This window comes from Paenibacillus sp. N22P23, assembly GCF_059383735.1.
Genome location: NZ_JBXENT010000001.1, coordinates 2,043,310 through 2,060,356 on the forward strand (window position 1 = coordinate 2,043,310; position 17,047 = coordinate 2,060,356).

The window sequence follows — 17,047 nt, forward strand, 5'->3', positions numbered from 1 at the left end:
TGTCACCCTCCGTTACAAAAAAAAAGTTAAAGCCCTACCCCTTTACGCGAGGCAGAGCTTTAACTTTCTAGGGTGGATAGACCATGAATACACGTGTTCCATCACGCCATCACGACTATTCAGAAGGTACATATTTGAAACTTGGATAACTTCCCAGCACCCGAACCTGACAGCCAATCGCTTCAATCTCAGCAATAGCGGACGGCAGCAGGACGGTATCCAGCGACATTTCGATGTCGATCAAGAAATAATAATTGCCGAGCTGCTTCTTCGTTGGACGGGATTCAATCCGCGAAAGGTTGATGCGACGCCATGAGAATGCGGAGAGTACTTGGTGCAGCGCACCCGGATAATCCTCTGGCATCGTGATCAGGATGCTCGTCTTATGTGATTTTGAATCACGAAGTGTAAACGGCTCAGACCCCACCAACAAGAAACGAGTGAAGTTGTTGTCATGGTCGGTTACGGCTGTTTCCAGCACGGCCAGTTCATTATCTGCCGCAGCTGAAATTTGTCCGATTGCCGCCCAGCCGCGTCCAGGATTATCACGCACAATGCGTACAGCTTCCGAAGTGCTGCCGACATGCTCAAGCTCTGCATGCGGGATATGCTTCTTCAGATATTGGGTACACTGTGCCATGGCTACGGGATGACTGAGAACCCTCCCGATTTTGTCATAAGCAAGGTCGCCGCCAGCCGTTAGTTCATTCGCGTCGCCAATCAAGTTCTGAATGGAAGGGAATACCCACTCTGCTTGAATGGGCAAGTTTACTTCATCCACGATCCAATCGGTATGCAAGCCTACTGAACCGTCGATTGTATTCTCAATCGGAATAATCGAGTAGGTTGTCTTGCCTTCCGAGGTGGAAAGAAACACATCCGCAATCATACGATGATAGGAATAGTGAATATCGGCACCATGACCGTTTAATAAGTACCGTGCTGCTTCGTCAGACGTTGAGCCTTTCGTCAAACATGCTACGCTAATCATGCCCTGACTTCTCCTTTAATCCGTTCCATGAATGGTTGTGCCTGCTGTTTGCTGCTCACTGTGATCTCGGGACCTTCTGCACAAGGCTTCAGCCACATCGTCTGCGCCTGAATGCCATGCTTGCCAAGCGTATCCCCAAGAAAAGCTTCCAACTCCGCCTTGCGCGGGCTGTGCTTATCAACGAGCGTAAGAAGCGTCGGACCAGCTCCGCTAAGCGCAACGCCTAGTGCGCCGTGCTCTGTAGCTTGATCCAGAATTTCCTCCATACCCGGAACCAGTGCTGCCCGGTACGGTTGATGAAGGCGATCCCTCATCGCGAAAGCGATCAAATCCAGGTTGCCGCTCGCGAATGCCGCAACGAGCAGCGAGCTGCTGCCAACATTAAAGACAGCATCCTTCATTGAAATTTGAGTTGGGAGCGCATGGCGCGCCTTCTCCGTAGATAACTGGAACGAAGGAATGGCGACCAGCACGTCCAAATCGGCATGAGGCTCTAACCTAACCTTCTCTGCGCGAGATCCATCCCATGCCGAAACCACGATACCCCCAAACAGAGAAGCACCGACATTGTCCGGATGGCCTTCAAGCTCACTTGCTATCTGAAACAGTGCATCGTCGCTTAAAGGCTTGCCGATCAATGCATTTGCACAAGTTAACGCGCCGATAATGGCGGATGCGCTGCTGCCGAGACCGCGTGTCAGCGGAATGTCGCTGTACATCGCGATGTGCAGTTCCGGCACTTCCATACCGGCTGCCTCGAACACCTGCTGCGCAACTTTATAGATCAAATTGGACTTATCGGTTGGAATACCTTCCAGTCCGTCTCCATGCAGCTCAATCACTGTATTGCCATCACTTGGGATCGCCATTTCGATCCAAGTGTAAAGGGACAACGCCATACCAAGCGTGTCAAAACCCGGACCGAGATTCGCCGTGCTGGCCGGGACCTTTACCATTACCCGGCGGTTCATCATTTTACCGCACCCTCAAGCTGACGGATCGCGTTCATAACCGCTTCTTCATTGTCATCTACGACGATAGGCTCTGCTTGTACACTCTTAATGGCGATGTTAGGATCCTTCAAGCCATGGCCTGTCAATACGCAAACTACTGTTTCGCCGCCCTTAAATGCACCTTCACGCTTCAGTTTAAGAACGCCGGCAATCGATGCAGCCGATGCTGGTTCTGCAAAGATACCTTCGCGGCGTGCAATCAATTTGTACGCATCCAGAATCTCTTCATCCGTCACATAGTTGATTTGCCCTTGTGATTCTTCTGCTGCAGCGACAGCTGTTTTCCAGCTTGCCGGGTTACCGATGCGAATAGCTGTTGCAATCGTTTCAGGCTCAGCGATAGGCTCACCTTTCACGATGGCCATGGCGCCTTCTGCTTCGAAGCCAACCATCTTCGGAAGCGAAGAGATTTTGCCATGTGCGTGCAGCTCCTTGAAGCCTTTCCAGTACGCCGAGATATTTCCTGCGTTTCCTACAGGAATCGCCAAGTAGTCAGGCGCTTCGCCGCCAAGCTGGTCCACAACTTCAAATGCAGCCGTCTTCTGGCCTTCAATGCGGTAAGGGTTAACGGAGTTCACAAGTGTAATGGGGTGCTTCGCCGTAATTTCCCGAACGATTTCAAGCGCGCGGTCGAAGTTTCCGTTGATCGCGATCACTTTGGCACCGTAGATAATCGCCTGAGCCAGCTTGCCAAGCGCGATATTATTATTCGGGATGAGTACGATACAGTTCAACCCGCCGCGTGCTGCATAAGCAGCTGCCGCTGCAGAGGTGTTTCCAGTAGAAGCGCACATAATGGTTGTGCTGCCTTCTTCCATCGCTTTCGCAACCGCCATAACCATGCCGCGGTCTTTGAAAGAACCTGTCGGGTTCAAGCCTTCATATTTGAAGAACAGGTTCAGCCCAAGCTCCTTGGACAAGTTTTCTGCTCGTACAAGCGGCGTATTGCCTTCTTGAAGCGTCAGCATCGGTGTGTTTTCATTGACTGGCAAAAATTCTTTATACGTTTCGAGCAAGCCTAGATATCTCATGGGAAATAGGACTCCTTTATGTGAAATAATATTTAGCCTTCTACGCGATATACACTCTTAATGGTTTTGACAACGTCCATGCCTTCCAATGCTTGAAGTACTTTTTTCGCAGCTGCTTTATTGGCATCATGCGTAATAATGATGATTTCCGCTTCAGGGATGCTCGGATTAGGTTGCTGCAGCACTGACTCGAGGCTTACTTCGTACTCGGCAAAAGCTTGCGTAATGCGCGCAAGGACACCTGCACGATCATCCACATGGAGCAGCATAAAATATTTCGAAGCGATTTGCTCGTCGGTTTTGAGCTTCTTCTCTTTATAAGCGAGCTTCTCCTGTTTGCCGTTCACGCCAAGCTTCAGGTTCTTCACGACAGCGACTAGATCCGCTACTACGGAAGTGGCCGTCGGAAGTTCACCTGCGCCTGCTCCATAGAACATCGTTTCGCCTACCGCTTCGCCATATACATAAACAGCATTGAATACGCCGTTAACGGATGCGATCGGATGAGTAAGCTTGACCATCGTCGGCTGAACGCTGACGCTGATGTAGTCATCTTGACGCTCAGCGATACCAAGCAGCTTCACTTCATAGCCCAGACGCTTCGCGTAGAGGATATCTTCCTTCGTAATCGAGGAAATACCTTTCACATCGACATCTTCAAGCGCTACGTTAGCACGGAAACCAAGTGTAGCAAGAATCGTCATCTTGCGAGCGGCATCCAAACCTTCAACATCGGATGTCGGATCAGACTCGGCATAACCTAGTTCCTGTGCTTCTTTCAGCACATCGCCGTACGCTGCGCCTTCTTTGCTCATTTTCGTAAGGATATAGTTGGTTGTACCATTTACGATACCCATAATCTTCGTAATGCGGTCGGACGAGAAGCCCTCTACAAGCGTACGAATAATCGGGATCCCGCCGGCAACACTCGCCTCATACATGACGTCACAGCCATGTTCCTGCGCTTTTGCCAGAATCTCTGGTCCGTGAAGGGCCATCAAATCTTTGTTCGCTGTAACGATATGTTTGCCGCGAGATAATGCTTCAAGAATATAATTCTTCGTCAATTCGATGCCGCCCATAACCTCAACGATGACATCGATATCCGGATTATAGATGATTTCCCAAACGTCTTCTGTCAGCTTCTCTGGCGCGATGCTGATGGAACGCGCTTTGTTTCTGTTTTGAACCAGTACTTTCTCAATTACGATGGGGGAACCCACTTGGCTTTCCAAATCGGATTGATGTCCTTCTACGATGCGTACTACGCCTGTACCGACTGTTCCCAGCCCTAGCAAACCTACTCTTATCGGCTTCATTATTCTGATATCCTCCAATTCAACTCTCAAATTCTCTATCCTTGCCCAATTATCGCTGCTTTGCGTACACCGTCATGCTTGCGGATGCCGTCGATTAACTCTGACAGTGCTCCGTTCATCATCGAGGTGTCTACGGAAATAATGACATTGGCAAGACCTTGCAGCGGGATGGTTTGGTGAATCGTAAGCACATTTCCTTCCGTGCCGGCTACGAGACCCAGCACTTTGGAGAGGACGCCCGAACGATGGTCGAGATCCATGGAGATGGTTACGATCGCTTCCCGTTTCAATTGATTTTGTGTATAAACGCCGTCTTTATATTTGTAGAAGGCGCTTCGACTTAAGCCTACCCGTTCCGTCGCTTCATGAACGGTGGCGGCTTCGCCGCGCCGGAGCATTTCTTTCACTTGTATCGTCTTCACGATCGCTTCCGGCAACATGTCCTCGCGGACGACAAAATATCGTTCTTCCACTTGCCGTCCTCCCTCAAGAGACATTTGTTCTTCCATAGAGGACATTATATCGAATAATAGCGAATGCGGCAATAGGCAAACGATAAAACACAACATTCTCATTATACCTATTTTATCCTCGGAATGAACAAAAAACTGCTGCAGCGTGTCTGCACTCTCATGCATAGACACCGCCGCAGCAGCTTCACATTACTTATTCATGATAGGAGAAATCGCTGCCTTCGAAGAACTCGAACGTATAATCGCCGATACGAACGATATCGCCGTCTTTTGCACCGATCTTACGAAGCTCCGCGTCAACGCCCATCTTACGCATCGTACGAGCAAAACGCATAATCGCATCGTAGGAATTGTTGAGGTTAACCCGCTTCATGAACTTCTCGATTGTAGCGCTTTCCACGTAGAAGCCTTCGTTTTCCTTGCCCACTTTGAATGAACGATCTTCTTCTTGCTCGAGCGTGTACACTTTGCGCTCGGCTACATCCTTAACTTCCTCAATCAAACGGGTATCCGGAACGGTCGCAAGCAAATCTGCTGCCTTATAAAGCAGTTCCTGAACCCCTTTCTTCGTAAGGGAGGACATCGCAACAAGCTCATGCTTCACGTCGCCAGTCGCTTCAAGCTGTTCACGGAACAACGCAAGCTGTTCCTCCGCATCCGGCATGTCCATCTTGTTCGCCACAATAATTTGCGGGCGTTCCGCCAGGATCGGATTATACATCTTCAGCTCTTGGTTGATTTTCACCCAGTCATCGAAAGGATCTCGTCCTTCTGATCCCGACATGTCGAGAATGTGCAAAATAATTCTTGTACGTTCAACATGCCTCAGGAAATCATGGCCAAGACCGACGCCTTCACTGGCGCCTTCGATAAGACCCGGAAGATCTGCCATGACGAAGCTGCGTCCATCACCAACATCTACTACGCCAAGGTTTGGCGACAGTGTCGTAAAGTGATACGCACCAATCTTCGGCGTTGCAGCCGATACGACGGACAGCAACGTCGATTTCCCAACGCTCGGGAAGCCGACAAGACCAATGTCTGCCATTACTTTCAGCTCAAGCGTAATCGTACGCTCTTGACCTTCTTCACCGTTCTCGCAGAAATCCGGAGCCGGATTGGCCGCCGTAGCGAAACGACAGTTGCCGCGTCCGCCGCGTCCGCCTTTGGCTACAACGATTTCCGAGCCGTGCTGCGTCATATCCGCAATAATGGCTTCGGATTCATCATCGATGATGACCGTTCCCGGCGGAATACGAACAATCATGTTGTCCGCGTTAGCGCCGTGCATGGATTTTACTTTGCCGCGCTCGCCGCGTTCGCCTTTAAAATGCCGCTGGTAGCGGAAATCCATCAGGGTACGAAGCCCTTCATCCACGCGGAAAATAACGTCGCCGCCTCTTCCGCCGTCACCGCCGGCCGGTCCGCCGTTCGGTACGTATTTCTCCCGGCGATACGAAACGATTCCGTTTCCTCCGTCGCCGCCTTTTACGAATATCTTTGCTTTGTCGACAAACATGTCCTAGCCTCCGTTTATTTCCCAAGCTGCGCTTGCAGCATGACACTTGCTGATTGCAGGCCGTTCTCCGCCAGCTTAAGCGGTGAATTATCAAGCGCCCGCTTGCATTTCATCTTCCAATCATCCATCTCTTTAATGATACCTTCACAGTGGAAAGATACATGCAGCTGCTGCTCGTCCTGCGAAATGCGTATAACGAGCCGCTCAGCATCACCTGTGCTTGGTCTGATGGCAAATCGATAGGCATTGATAATGCCGACGATCGATTCCGCAGCAAGCTCACCGTCCAGCGGCAGCTCTGCCAAATTCACATCACCGTCAATCTCCACATCAATTACCAATGAGTGCGATATCGTGCGAAAAGACTGTATAAACAGAACAAGCGACGGAATTCCGAGCTTTGCGATCTTACTTTCCGTTAACATCCGCTCTCTTATCTGTTCCACGTACTGAACGGTCTTATCCGCTTTACCCATTCGAATATATCCGTATATGACCTGCAGATCATTCATCCAGTCATGGCGATGATGATTAAGCGTTCGAATGGATGCCTGCTGCATCGCAGAAGCTGCTCTTGCCATCCGCGATTCTTGTTCCCTGCGTTCCGTATGAACCCAGAACACAGATGCAAGGACAAGCCAGACTATAAACACAGCCAGCAGCCAGAGTTCCGCCGGCCAAATGAAAACAGCAGCAGCAGGAACCAAAAGGGATGCAGCCGCAAATTGTTTGGTCATTCCGTTGCGATTCATGAGCCGAGCCTACTTTCCTGTTCTTTCCTAGCCTTAAACAGTATATCACGAGAAAGTAGAAAGATCATCTTTGCATATCGCTTTGTTCATAAAAAAAGAAAACCCCGGTCTGCATGCAGACCAGGGAGTTTTCTTTATTCTGCCGCCGCTACCGGAGCAAGTGCAATCGGGTAAACGCTGACTTTCTTACGATCGCGTCCCCAACGCTCATATTTCACAACGCCTTCCACTTTCGCGAAAAGAGTGTCGTCTTTACCGATGCCAACATTGTTGCCCGGGTGAACTTTCGTTCCGCGTTGACGAACTAGGATGCTGCCAGCAGTTACCGTTTGACCGTCAGCGCGTTTAGCGCCAAGACGTTTGGATTGGCTGTCACGTCCGTTCTTCGTGGAACCTACACCTTTCTTCGAAGCGAAAAGCTGAAGATTCAGTTTCAACATGGATGTTCCCTCCTTTATTCCCGAAATTGATGACGAATATCAACATACTTCCCGTACGAGGCTGCAATGGAATTCAGCATCACGATCATACCTTCCAGCAGCAGCTGCGTCTTCTCGTTAGAGCTCACGTCACTCGTTACCGGTATATCTGACCTTAGCCAGCCGCTCTTCATGGAAGCAGGGAGAGCAAGTCCCGCCAACTCCTCAATCGCGTTCACTGTACCGACCGAAACGGCCGATACACCAGCACAGACAATATCTTTGCCCGGCTTTGCAAACTTGGCATGTCCTTCTATTGCAAACGCTACGATCCGTGTTTCAACGGCGGATTGCCGTTCAATGGTGACCGTAATCATAATTTAACCTCTTAAGCTTGGATTTTGCCAATCGTTACTTTGGAGTACGGCTGACGGTGACCTTGCTTACGGCGGTAGTTTTTCTTCGCTTTGTATTTATAAACGATGATTTTTTGACCTCTGCCGTGTTTTTCGACTTTAGCTGTTACAGTAGCGCCGGAAACAACCGGAGCGCCAGTTACTAGCTCGTCGCCTTTAGAAACAGCCAAGACGCGGTCAAACGTTACCTCTTCACCTTCAAAAGCATTCAGCTTCTCAAGAAATAGAACGTCGCCCTCTTGAACTTTGTACTGTTTTCCACCAGTTTCAATAATCGCAAACATATGTTGCACCTCCTTATATCGAAGACTCGCCTGATGCAGGTGCCGACCTCAGAAGGTCGAGCTTAGAAACCTGTTCTGCGCGGTATTTGACTGCAGCCCAGATATCCTCTGCAGACACCATAACATAATAGCACATCCAAATGCCCAATGGCAATTACTTTTTATAAAATCATTCGCATGTACGAGTTATTGCTGCCTTGAAGATGAAGACTCTTTCGTCTGCAAGATCGGAGACATTGTTTGCTCCCGAACTTTCTTACGGGTAATTTCGAGCAAACCAAGCCTTGTCCAGCCAACAACCTGGCATTTGGTGCGATCAGCGCGAACGAGTCGCTCAAGCAGCTGCATCACTTCGTCTCGATGCTCTTCCTTCTCCATGTCAATAAAATCCACAATGATAATGCCCCCGACATCGCGAATCCGAAGCAATCGGGCGATTTGCTCCGCTGCTTCCAGATTCGTGCGAAACACGGTGTCTTCTAGATTGCTTGTTCCGACGAATTTACCGGTATTGACATCAATGACCGTCAAAGCCTCGGTTTGGTCCCATACTAAGTCACCGCCACAGCCTAAGCGAACTCGTCGCTCGAATGCTTCATGAAGCTGCTCATTAATGCGGTAATGTTGAAAAAGTGCCGCATGGCCTTGCTTCTCAAACAGCCGCAGTCTAGGCAGCATCGCTGGTGCCATCTGCTTCATTAGCGCCTCCGTTTGCAGGTAAGCTGTTCGATCATCGATCCATAGCTCGTCCATCTCCACAGTTAACAGATCCCGCACCAGTCGATGAACAAGATCCGCTTCGCGATGAAGCTGCGCTGGCGCGGAGGATGACGCACCACGCGCTTCAATGCCTTGCCAAAGTTCTCGCAAGAATTGCACATCATGCTGGAGCGAATCACTGCTCTCCCCGATTGCTGCGGTGCGCATAATGACGCCCTCGCCAGGCAATCGGATCTGCTCGCCGATGCCGCGCATTCTGACTCGCTCTGCTTCTCCGATTACTTTCTTGGAGACGCCTATGTAATCGGCAGCAGGCATGTAAACCAGAAATCTGCCAGGCAGCGAATAATGCGTTGTAACTCGGGCTCCCTTGCTGCCGAGCGGCTCCTTCATCACTTGAACAATAAGCTCTTGTCCGGCGGTGAGCAATTGATTGATATGCGGTTTTTCCTTACTCTGTCGTTCCAGATGCGGATGCAGCACATCGTCAATATACAGAAATGCATTCTTCGTTAATCCAATATCAACGAACGCCGCCTGCATGCCGGGAAGCACGTTGATAACCTTGCCTTTATAGACGCTGCCCACTAATTGACCGGCATCTTCTGTTTTTTCCATATAAAATTCGTAGAGACGGTTGTTGTCCACAACGGCAATTTGCAGCCAATCCTTCTGCTTGTGTACCAGCATTCTTCTCATCTTTCGACCTCCTGCCCAGTCGGTCTTTACTGATACTTATATTACATGAAAAGCTCCAAAACTGCACGGTCAGCCTTCCCATCGGCAAGAAATCCGTTTACGATTCGCTGCTCTGGCAATACGCCAATGATGTCTCCTTTGTCTTCCATAAGAACAATTAGATGATAGCTGTCCCGTTTGAACAGCTGTAAGGTACTTTGAACCGTATACCCTTTCGGGATAATTATGGGCATTGCCCATACTCCTCTTGCAACAATTCGCGACGATGCCACGGCCCTAGTCGTTAAGAACCGCAGAAACAAGAAGGGGATATTCCGATAGGCTGTCCAATTCGTGAGCAGTAAAAACAACCCGACAGCGAACAAATTCATGTGAATATGGACGGCGTTTCTCTCCATCAATGCGGGGACAAAGGCATAAAGCAGCATCATACTGCTAAAGAGCAGGCTGATTCGTCCACCCCAGACAAGCGTCCCGTAGAACGTAAGTGCACGGCTTAACGCTGCTTGCATCAGCTTACCGCCATCAAGCGGCAGGATCGGCAGCAAATTAAAGAGACCGATCATGACGTTAGCTTGCCACACGTAATCAGCCCATTCATGACTCCAAACCCCAAGCTGGCCGAAGAGCCAGGCGACGGCGGCCATCCATACATTCTGAAGCGGCCCAGCAATCGCGACGATGGCTTCTTCTTTAGCCGGCACGCCGCTGCCCTCTTCGACCTCCGCTACGCCGCCAAAGGGCAGCAGTTTCACCTCTCGAATTCGCCAACCGAAACCTTTTGCCATCATAATGTGGCCGAGCTCGTGCACAAGAACAATCGCAAATAATGTGAGCAGCTCAACAAAATACCCGGTCACTACGGAGGCGAGCATGACCAGCACGAAGAGCGGGTGAACGGACCACCTTATGCCGCCAAGTTTAATCAATCGGAACGACATCCGTAGGATCGACGTACTGGCCTTTCTCCTTCACGGCGAAATACAACAGGCTTTGCTGGCCTTCCTCCGCTACCGGCAGCTTACCTATCGTTTTTCCCGCTTCGATCCAATCATTCACGGCTACACGAACTAAGCCCAAATGACCGTAGACCGATACGCGATCATTGGCATGCTGCACGACAACCGTTTCTCCCAATTCACCATCATTGGATACGACAAGCACCCTGCCTGTCTCCACTGCAACTACTGCTTGACCAGGCTCTCCGGCCAGTTCTACGCCACTTAGCGTCTCTGCGAAGGTTCTGACGACGGTACTTGAAGAGAGCGGAGATACGATCGGCAGATCGACAGCGCCTTCGGCTAGTTCGGACTCCTCACCATTATGATCGCCAAATAACGGGATAAAGGACGGCGCACCTGCAAACCAATCCTTGTACAATGCCGCAGCAGCATCAAAATTCATTTCCTCCGTAAGGGCAGACGTAACCACTTGCTGACCTTGCTTCGCAGCAGGTACATCCAGCTTAAAGAGCGCAAACACAATGATGAATAAAGCCCCTGCTATAGCAGTTTGAATGAAAAGGCCTCTGGCGATAAATCGAAAATCTGGCGGAGACGGCGCTTTTGGCCCCCCTTGCTTGCTTGCCTTCACGTCTTTGCTTGGTAATGGCGCAATTCGCCATCCTGCGCTCTCCCACGGATTCGGGTTTGCTTTCCATAGCCGCTCTGGATCATCTTCCATAACTGGCTGAGCAGGTGCAGACAAAGATACCGTTTTCGATGGGATAATCAGCTGGTGATCGGCAGGGCTTGGCAGTGGCAAATAATGAGCTTGGGCCTGGGGCTGCTGCATGGCCTTTTTTAGCGGAAGTGTGCTGTTGTTATGCTCCATAATCCGGCGGATACGCTCTTGTCTGCGCTCGCGGATACTTTGTTTCGGATCCATACTAATCCCTCCATCTCTGATCGCTAATATATATGAGCATATGGGACTAGTTATGTTGTGACGCGTGAGCAAACAGCAAAAAGCCGCCAAGCAGATTGCTTGAGCGGCTAAGTGGCCATTTCATATTTCTCTTGATGCGCCTTGACGCTGAAAACAAGACCGATACAGAGCATATTAAGCAGCAATGATGTACCGCCATAGCTGATGAATGGCAGCGTAATGCCTGTTATCGGCATGAGTCCGATCATCATGCCAATGTTCTGGAAGACTTGAAAGACATACATCGAGACGATCCCGATGACGATAAACGAGCCCTTCAAGTCATAACACTGGAACGCAATAATAATCATGCGGTAAATCAATAAGAAGTAGAGCATGAGTACTACGGCGGCCCCTTGAAACCCGAACTCCTCACCGATGACGACAAAGATCGCATCTGAATACGGATAAGGAATAAACTTCCGGTTCTTTGACTCGCCTTTCATATAACCATCGCCCGTTAATCCCCCGGAACCAATCGCAATCTTCGCCTTCTGGGCTTGATAGACTTCTTTCTCGGAGGCGGTTTCGGGATTAATGAATCCATTAATACGCTCATACCAGTGGGTTTTCTCGTGCCCTTGCAAATAGTCGTGAATTTGCTTGTTGTACGTGTTGAATAGAAACATGAACAAGATAAGCGACCCGACTGTGATGCCCAGACCAAGCAGTACATGCGTATATTTGACATTCCCGATCCACAGCATGCCAAGGACGATGACCAGATAGATGATGGCATTACCAAGATCCGGTTGAATCATGACGAGAGCAAACGGGACAAAGGAGAAGAAGGCAATGACGAGCAAGTCCTGACGGACTCGAAGCGCATCTCCGTTTCTTCTGCCCATGAGGTAAGCTACGGTGATAATCAGAATAATCTTCACCATCTCAGCAGGCTGAAACTGGAGCCCGCCCGGAAGCTCGAACCAGCTTTTTGCTCCGTTAATCTCTTCGGCGGTAAAATAGACAACGATAAGCAATACAATCCCTATACCATACAAAACCATCCATGCTTTGAGAAACACGCGATAGTCAAACAATGTGGCCACGAGTGCTACGAAAAAACCAAGTCCGTAAAAAATGACCGTTTTCACGTCGTAACTGGCATAATCGGGATTGCCGTACGTCGCGCTGTGCACCAACATCGTACTGACGACCATGAATGCAAGCAGAATGATCAGCATGCCTAGGTCAACTTTTTTAAGTTTATTCAGCACCTTGCAATCATCCTATTCCAAGAAACTTGCGGAACCGCTTGATGACACCTGATTTCTCTTCCAGCGGCATGAGCGGTACCATGTCACCGAGCATCCGGCGGGAAATATTCCGATAAGCGATTGCCGCGCGTGAGGACGGGTCCATCACGGTCGGTTCGCCGGCATTCGCCGAGCGAATGACCTTCTCATCATCCGGCACGATACCCAGCAAATCGATAGCCAGCACTTGGCAGATTTCATCAATATCCAGCATCTCTCCGCTGCGTACCATATTGGCGCGAATGCGGTTAATGACCAGTCTTGCCGGCACATGAATCTGCTCCAGCAAACCAATGACACGATCCGCATCACGGACAGCTGCATTCTCCGGCGTTGTAACAACAATGGCGCGGTCAGCGCCTGCAACTGCGTTACGGAAGCCTTGCTCGATACCCGCAGGGCAATCAATGATGACATAATCGAAGTCTTTCTTCAGTTCAAGTATCATTTCGCGAACTTGTTCCGGTGTCACATCTGATTTATCTTTCGTCTGGGCAGCTGGGAGCATGTATAACTCCTCGAACCGTTTATCTTTCACAAGAGCTTGATTCAGACGGCAGCGTCCTTCCGCTACATCAATCAAGTCGTAAATGATCCGATTCTCCAGCCCCATGACGACATCTAAATTGCGCAGGCCGATGTCGGTGTCGACCATGCAAACTTTTTTCCCCAATAACGCAAGCGCCGTTCCAATATTCGCTGAGGTCGTCGTCTTGCCAACGCCGCCTTTACCCGATGTGATTACGATCGCTTCTCCCATGACTCAACTCTCCCCGCTCCAGCCATTGGTACTGCTGCTATACAGACCTGCTGCAAAATTGTTTCCCACTATTGCTGCGCAAGCTAGGCTCGAAACACGACCGGCAGCTTTCGCAGCCGCTGCAGCTGTGTCATTTTGTCGATTTTCATGACGCCTTCACTTAAATACGCAAATTCCATCGTTGCATCGCCTGTCATCCACTCATCCGGCGGTCGACTGATTACTTCGCTGATCCGAAGCTGCGTCGGCCTTAGGAGCGATGCCGCGATAATCGAATCTTCTTTTCCTGTACAGCCGGCATGTGCCAAGCCTCGTAGAGCGCCAAGCACATAAATATCACCTGTACAGAGCAGAGAGCCGCCAGGGTTCAAGTCACCCATTAGCAGTAAATTCCCGTCATGCTCAAGTGTCTGGCCTGATCGGATAATACCGGTCAGTACCTTTAAATTATTTCCGTCTTCAACCATCGGCTCGGGGCGGGCTTCGCTATCAATCGACTGCACTAGCAAATTTCCTTGGTTCCGAATGGCTGCTTTAATTCGTTCCTTGTCTTCCTCATTCACTTGCCGGGTGCCGAGCTTCACTTGAACGTGAACAATGGGACCTGTCAGCAGCTGTTGGTGCGACTTTTCCAATTTGAATTGCAGCTCATCCAGCAATGCGGAAAAATCGCATGTGTCGTCAAGAAGGAAAATAAGACCATCTTTGACGCCTTTGATCGTAATATGCTGCTTCTCGGCCACGCTCGTCTTCACCCCTTCTCTATACGATTCTTTCACGGATGCGTGTTTTCCTGCCTGGCATCCGCTATTCTTCTTCCTCTTCCGACTTGGCATTGCTGCCGGTTCGTTCAAACCATCGCCTAGCAGGCACATAAATCGCTAATGCAAACAGAATTTGAAGAAAAACGCTAGGAATGATGTGATGGGATACCGCCCATTCAAACGTCTGATCCGTCAAACGGAACACACGATAAATGAAATAAACTATGGTATCGTAGGCAAGTGTGGACATGCAGATCATAAGCAGCGCCATCAGCAGGGTGCTTCTTTTGCGCTCCAGAAGAAAACCGGTCATATAGCCAACCAGCCCCATAGAGAAAGAATGAACGCCGAGAATACGACCGTAGAAAGCCAAGTCCTGCAAGAGCCCAAACGCCAATCCAAGGATTAGCGCAGTATGTCTGCCCCGATATAAAGCAGCAAAGAGTATAAACGCCAGTGTGAAATGAGGGATAATCCGACCTACTAAGCTATCAGGCAGCAGCCAGTAGAATATTGTACCTTCAACAAGGAAGAACAGCAGAATGACGGCAACGATTCGCTGCATACTCATTCTGCGCTCTCTCCAGTCTCTGGCAATTGTACGACAAACACTTCCGTCAAATGGTCAAAATCCGCAGCCGGCGTAATGGTTGCCGTGTAGGTCAAACCGAAATCGCCGACTTGGCTGGAATCGACTGTTCCGATAACCATCCCTCGTGGAAATACATTGCCTTGTCCTGAAGTAATGATCGTATCGCCTTTGGTAAGTGGATCATGCTCGGAAATTTTGGACATCGACAGCTTGCCTGTGTCCGAATGATAGTTGTCAACAATCCCGAAAGAATCTTTCTCTTTGCCAAGCACTGTTGCGGCAATCGCTTTCGTATCCGGTGAAGTTTCACTTAACTTCGTAATTGGCATAACCGAAGAGAAAAACGGATCTACACGGTTTACAAGGCCGACAAGCCCCTTGTCTGTAACGACAACCATGTTTATCTTGATACCATCTTTGGAACCTAGATTAATGCGGATCGTTTCTGAGTAAGGATCGTTGCCAACGGCAACTACCTGTGCGATCAAATACTTATAGTTGTAAAGCTGCTTTTGGCGTTCTGTGAAGTTCAACATTTCCTGCAGCTCTTTGTTCTTTGCTTCAACAAAATTATACTTTATGCTGTCCCTTGCATAAGCAGCCGCCGCAATGCGCAGCTCCTCGTTCTCCTTGTAGATGGCGTGCAGGTTGGATAAATCCTTGAACAGCCCTGCCATATATCCGGCTGGTCGATACAGCCATTCCTGCACGAATGCCGTGGAATCGAGCGAGAAGTTTTCCGGCCAAGTCAGCTTCTTCCGGTCACCGATTGAGAAGCCCATTACAGCAACGAATAGGATAAACACGATCATTAATACAAACATCCGTCTATTACGCATCCAATTAAACAACTTCTCTTCACCCGCCCATTATGCACTGAATGCTGAACGACCCGAAGGTTCGTTCAAACCAATCAGCGTCGCTGAATGCTGAACGACCCGAAGGTTCGTTCAAACCAATCAGCGTCGCTGAATGCTGAACGACCCGAAGGTTCGTTCAAACCAATCAGCGTCGCTCATCCGTTTTCCCCAATACAGCTGTCCGGATTTTATCGCTTGGAACGAGATACCGGGCCTCCACGAGTTTTGAACAACTCAATATTGTCCAGCGCGCGGCCAGTGCCAATCGCAACGCAATCCAGCGGATTCTCTGCAACGATAACAGGCATGCCCGTTTCGCGAGAAAGCAGCTTGTCCAAATTCTTAAGCAGCGCGCCGCCGCCTGTTAGTACAATGCCGCGGTCCATAATATCCGCAGACAATTCCGGCGGACATTTCTCTAGTGTAACTTTAACCGCATCTACAATCGCATTCACCGTATCAGACAGCGCTTCGCAAATTTCTTCGGACGAAATCGGCAACGTCTTCGGCAGTCCGGACACGAGGTCACGACCGCGAATCTCAATCGTTTCCTGACGGTCCAAGGAGAGAGCCGAGCCAATTTCCATCTTCAACTGCTCTGCTGTACGCTCACCGATCATCAGGTTGTACATCCGTTTGATGTACTGCATAATCGCTTCGTCCATCTCATCACCCGCGATACGGATCGAACGGCTTGTTACGATACCGCCTAACGAAATAACGGCTACTTCTGTCGTTCCGCCGCCGATATCGACTACCATACTGCCGGTCGGCTCCCATACCGGAAGATCAGCACCAATCGCTGCTGCGAAAGGCTCTTCAATTGTGAACGCTTCGCGCGCACCTGCTTGAACCGTTGCATCTTTAACCGCACGTTGTTCTACCGCTGTAATACCGGATGGTACACATACCATAACGTTCGGATGACGAGGAAATAGAGAACGCTGCTTCTGTGCTTGACGGATAAAATATTTAATCATAGTTGAAGTCGTTTCGAAGTCAGCAATAACGCCGTCCTTCATCGGACGAATAGCGCGAATGTTGCCAGGTGTACGGCCAATCATCTTCTTGGCATGCTCACCGACAGCTTCAATTGTTTTCGTATCTGTACGTATAGCAACTACGGAAGGCTCTCTTACAACAATGCCTTTGCCTTTTACATATACCAGCGTATTCGCTGTACCAAGGTCAATACCTAAATCTTTTGTGAATCCACCAAACATGTTTAATCTTCCTTTCTTTCTTAAGACAAT

At 49.6% G+C, this 17,047-nt stretch carries 19 protein-coding genes; all 19 read right to left on the bottom strand.

Annotation, left to right across the window (positions count from 1 at the left end):
* Positions 1-115: 115 nt before the first annotated feature.
* Complete coding sequence (pheA, locus tag AC506A_RS09570) at positions 116-991, bottom strand: prephenate dehydratase (RefSeq protein WP_495460697.1); 876 nt, start codon at positions 989-991, stop codon at positions 116-118.
* Positions 988-1,965 carry a homoserine kinase gene (gene thrB, locus AC506A_RS09575; protein WP_495460698.1) on the bottom strand — a complete coding sequence of 326 codons (978 nt, stop codon included), beginning with the start codon at positions 1,963-1,965 and terminating at the stop codon, positions 988-990. Before thrB ends, pheA begins: the two co-directional genes overlap by 4 nt.
* Entirely contained in the window at positions 1,962-3,035 is a 1,074-nt protein-coding gene (gene thrC, locus AC506A_RS09580) for a threonine synthase (protein ID WP_495460699.1), read from the bottom strand. Before thrC ends, thrB begins: the two co-directional genes overlap by 4 nt.
* Before the next feature lie 32 nt (positions 3,036-3,067).
* Positions 3,068-4,354, bottom strand: a complete 1,287-nt coding sequence (locus AC506A_RS09585) for a homoserine dehydrogenase (RefSeq protein ID WP_495460700.1) — start codon at positions 4,352-4,354, stop codon at positions 3,068-3,070.
* 35 nt (positions 4,355-4,389) lie between these two features.
* A complete protein-coding gene (locus tag AC506A_RS09590; RefSeq protein ID WP_475780241.1) occupies positions 4,390-4,827 on the bottom strand; it encodes an ACT domain-containing protein in 438 nt (145 codons plus the stop codon).
* Between the two features lie 193 nt (positions 4,828-5,020).
* On the bottom strand, positions 5,021-6,346 hold the full coding sequence (gene obgE / locus AC506A_RS09595; protein ID WP_495460701.1) for a GTPase ObgE: 1,326 nt from the start codon (positions 6,344-6,346) through the stop codon (positions 5,021-5,023).
* 14 nt (positions 6,347-6,360) lie between these two features.
* Positions 6,361-7,098 (bottom strand): Spo0B domain-containing protein, encoded by a 738-nt coding sequence (locus AC506A_RS09600; protein WP_495460702.1) that lies wholly within the window; start codon positions 7,096-7,098, stop codon positions 6,361-6,363.
* 134 nt (positions 7,099-7,232) lie between these two features.
* Positions 7,233-7,538: a 50S ribosomal protein L27 gene (rpmA, locus tag AC506A_RS09605; protein WP_494816964.1), complete on the bottom strand. Its 306-nt coding sequence runs from the start codon at positions 7,536-7,538 to the stop codon at positions 7,233-7,235.
* A gap of 14 nt (positions 7,539-7,552) precedes the next feature.
* Positions 7,553-7,894: a ribosomal-processing cysteine protease Prp gene (locus AC506A_RS09610; RefSeq protein ID WP_495460703.1), complete on the bottom strand. Its 342-nt coding sequence runs from the start codon at positions 7,892-7,894 to the stop codon at positions 7,553-7,555.
* A gap of 11 nt (positions 7,895-7,905) precedes the next feature.
* Positions 7,906-8,217, bottom strand: coding sequence for a 50S ribosomal protein L21 (gene rplU / locus AC506A_RS09615; RefSeq protein WP_091214815.1), 312 nt, complete (start codon positions 8,215-8,217; stop codon positions 7,906-7,908).
* A 186-nt stretch (positions 8,218-8,403) separates the two neighbouring features.
* Positions 8,404-9,636 (bottom strand): Rne/Rng family ribonuclease, encoded by a 1,233-nt coding sequence (locus AC506A_RS09620; RefSeq protein ID WP_495460704.1) that lies wholly within the window; start codon positions 9,634-9,636, stop codon positions 8,404-8,406.
* 41 nt (positions 9,637-9,677) lie between these two features.
* A complete protein-coding gene (locus AC506A_RS09625) occupies positions 9,678-10,565 on the bottom strand; it encodes a M50 family metallopeptidase (RefSeq protein ID WP_495460705.1) in 888 nt (295 codons plus the stop codon).
* Positions 10,558-11,523 carry a peptidoglycan DD-metalloendopeptidase family protein gene (locus AC506A_RS09630; protein ID WP_495460706.1) on the bottom strand — a complete coding sequence of 322 codons (966 nt, stop codon included), beginning with the start codon at positions 11,521-11,523 and terminating at the stop codon, positions 10,558-10,560. The genes AC506A_RS09625 and AC506A_RS09630 overlap by 8 nt, the downstream gene beginning before the upstream one ends.
* Before the next feature lie 107 nt (positions 11,524-11,630).
* On the bottom strand, positions 11,631-12,779 hold the full coding sequence (locus AC506A_RS09635) for an FtsW/RodA/SpoVE family cell cycle protein (protein ID WP_495460707.1): 1,149 nt from the start codon (positions 12,777-12,779) through the stop codon (positions 11,631-11,633).
* Positions 12,780-12,786: 7 nt separating this feature from the next.
* Complete coding sequence (gene minD / locus AC506A_RS09640) at positions 12,787-13,578, bottom strand: septum site-determining protein MinD (RefSeq protein ID WP_495460708.1); 792 nt, start codon at positions 13,576-13,578, stop codon at positions 12,787-12,789.
* Positions 13,579-13,661: 83 nt separating this feature from the next.
* Entirely contained in the window at positions 13,662-14,321 is a 660-nt protein-coding gene (locus AC506A_RS09645) for a septum site-determining protein MinC (protein ID WP_495461012.1), read from the bottom strand.
* 64 nt (positions 14,322-14,385) lie between these two features.
* Entirely contained in the window at positions 14,386-14,913 is a 528-nt protein-coding gene (gene mreD / locus AC506A_RS09650) for a rod shape-determining protein MreD (RefSeq protein WP_495460709.1), read from the bottom strand.
* Positions 14,910-15,773, bottom strand: a complete 864-nt coding sequence (gene mreC, locus AC506A_RS09655) for a rod shape-determining protein MreC (RefSeq protein WP_495460710.1) — start codon at positions 15,771-15,773, stop codon at positions 14,910-14,912. The genes mreD and mreC overlap by 4 nt, the downstream gene beginning before the upstream one ends.
* A gap of 209 nt (positions 15,774-15,982) precedes the next feature.
* Positions 15,983-17,017, bottom strand: coding sequence for a rod shape-determining protein (locus AC506A_RS09660; RefSeq protein ID WP_495460711.1), 1,035 nt, complete (start codon positions 17,015-17,017; stop codon positions 15,983-15,985).
* Positions 17,018-17,047 lie beyond the last annotated feature (30 nt).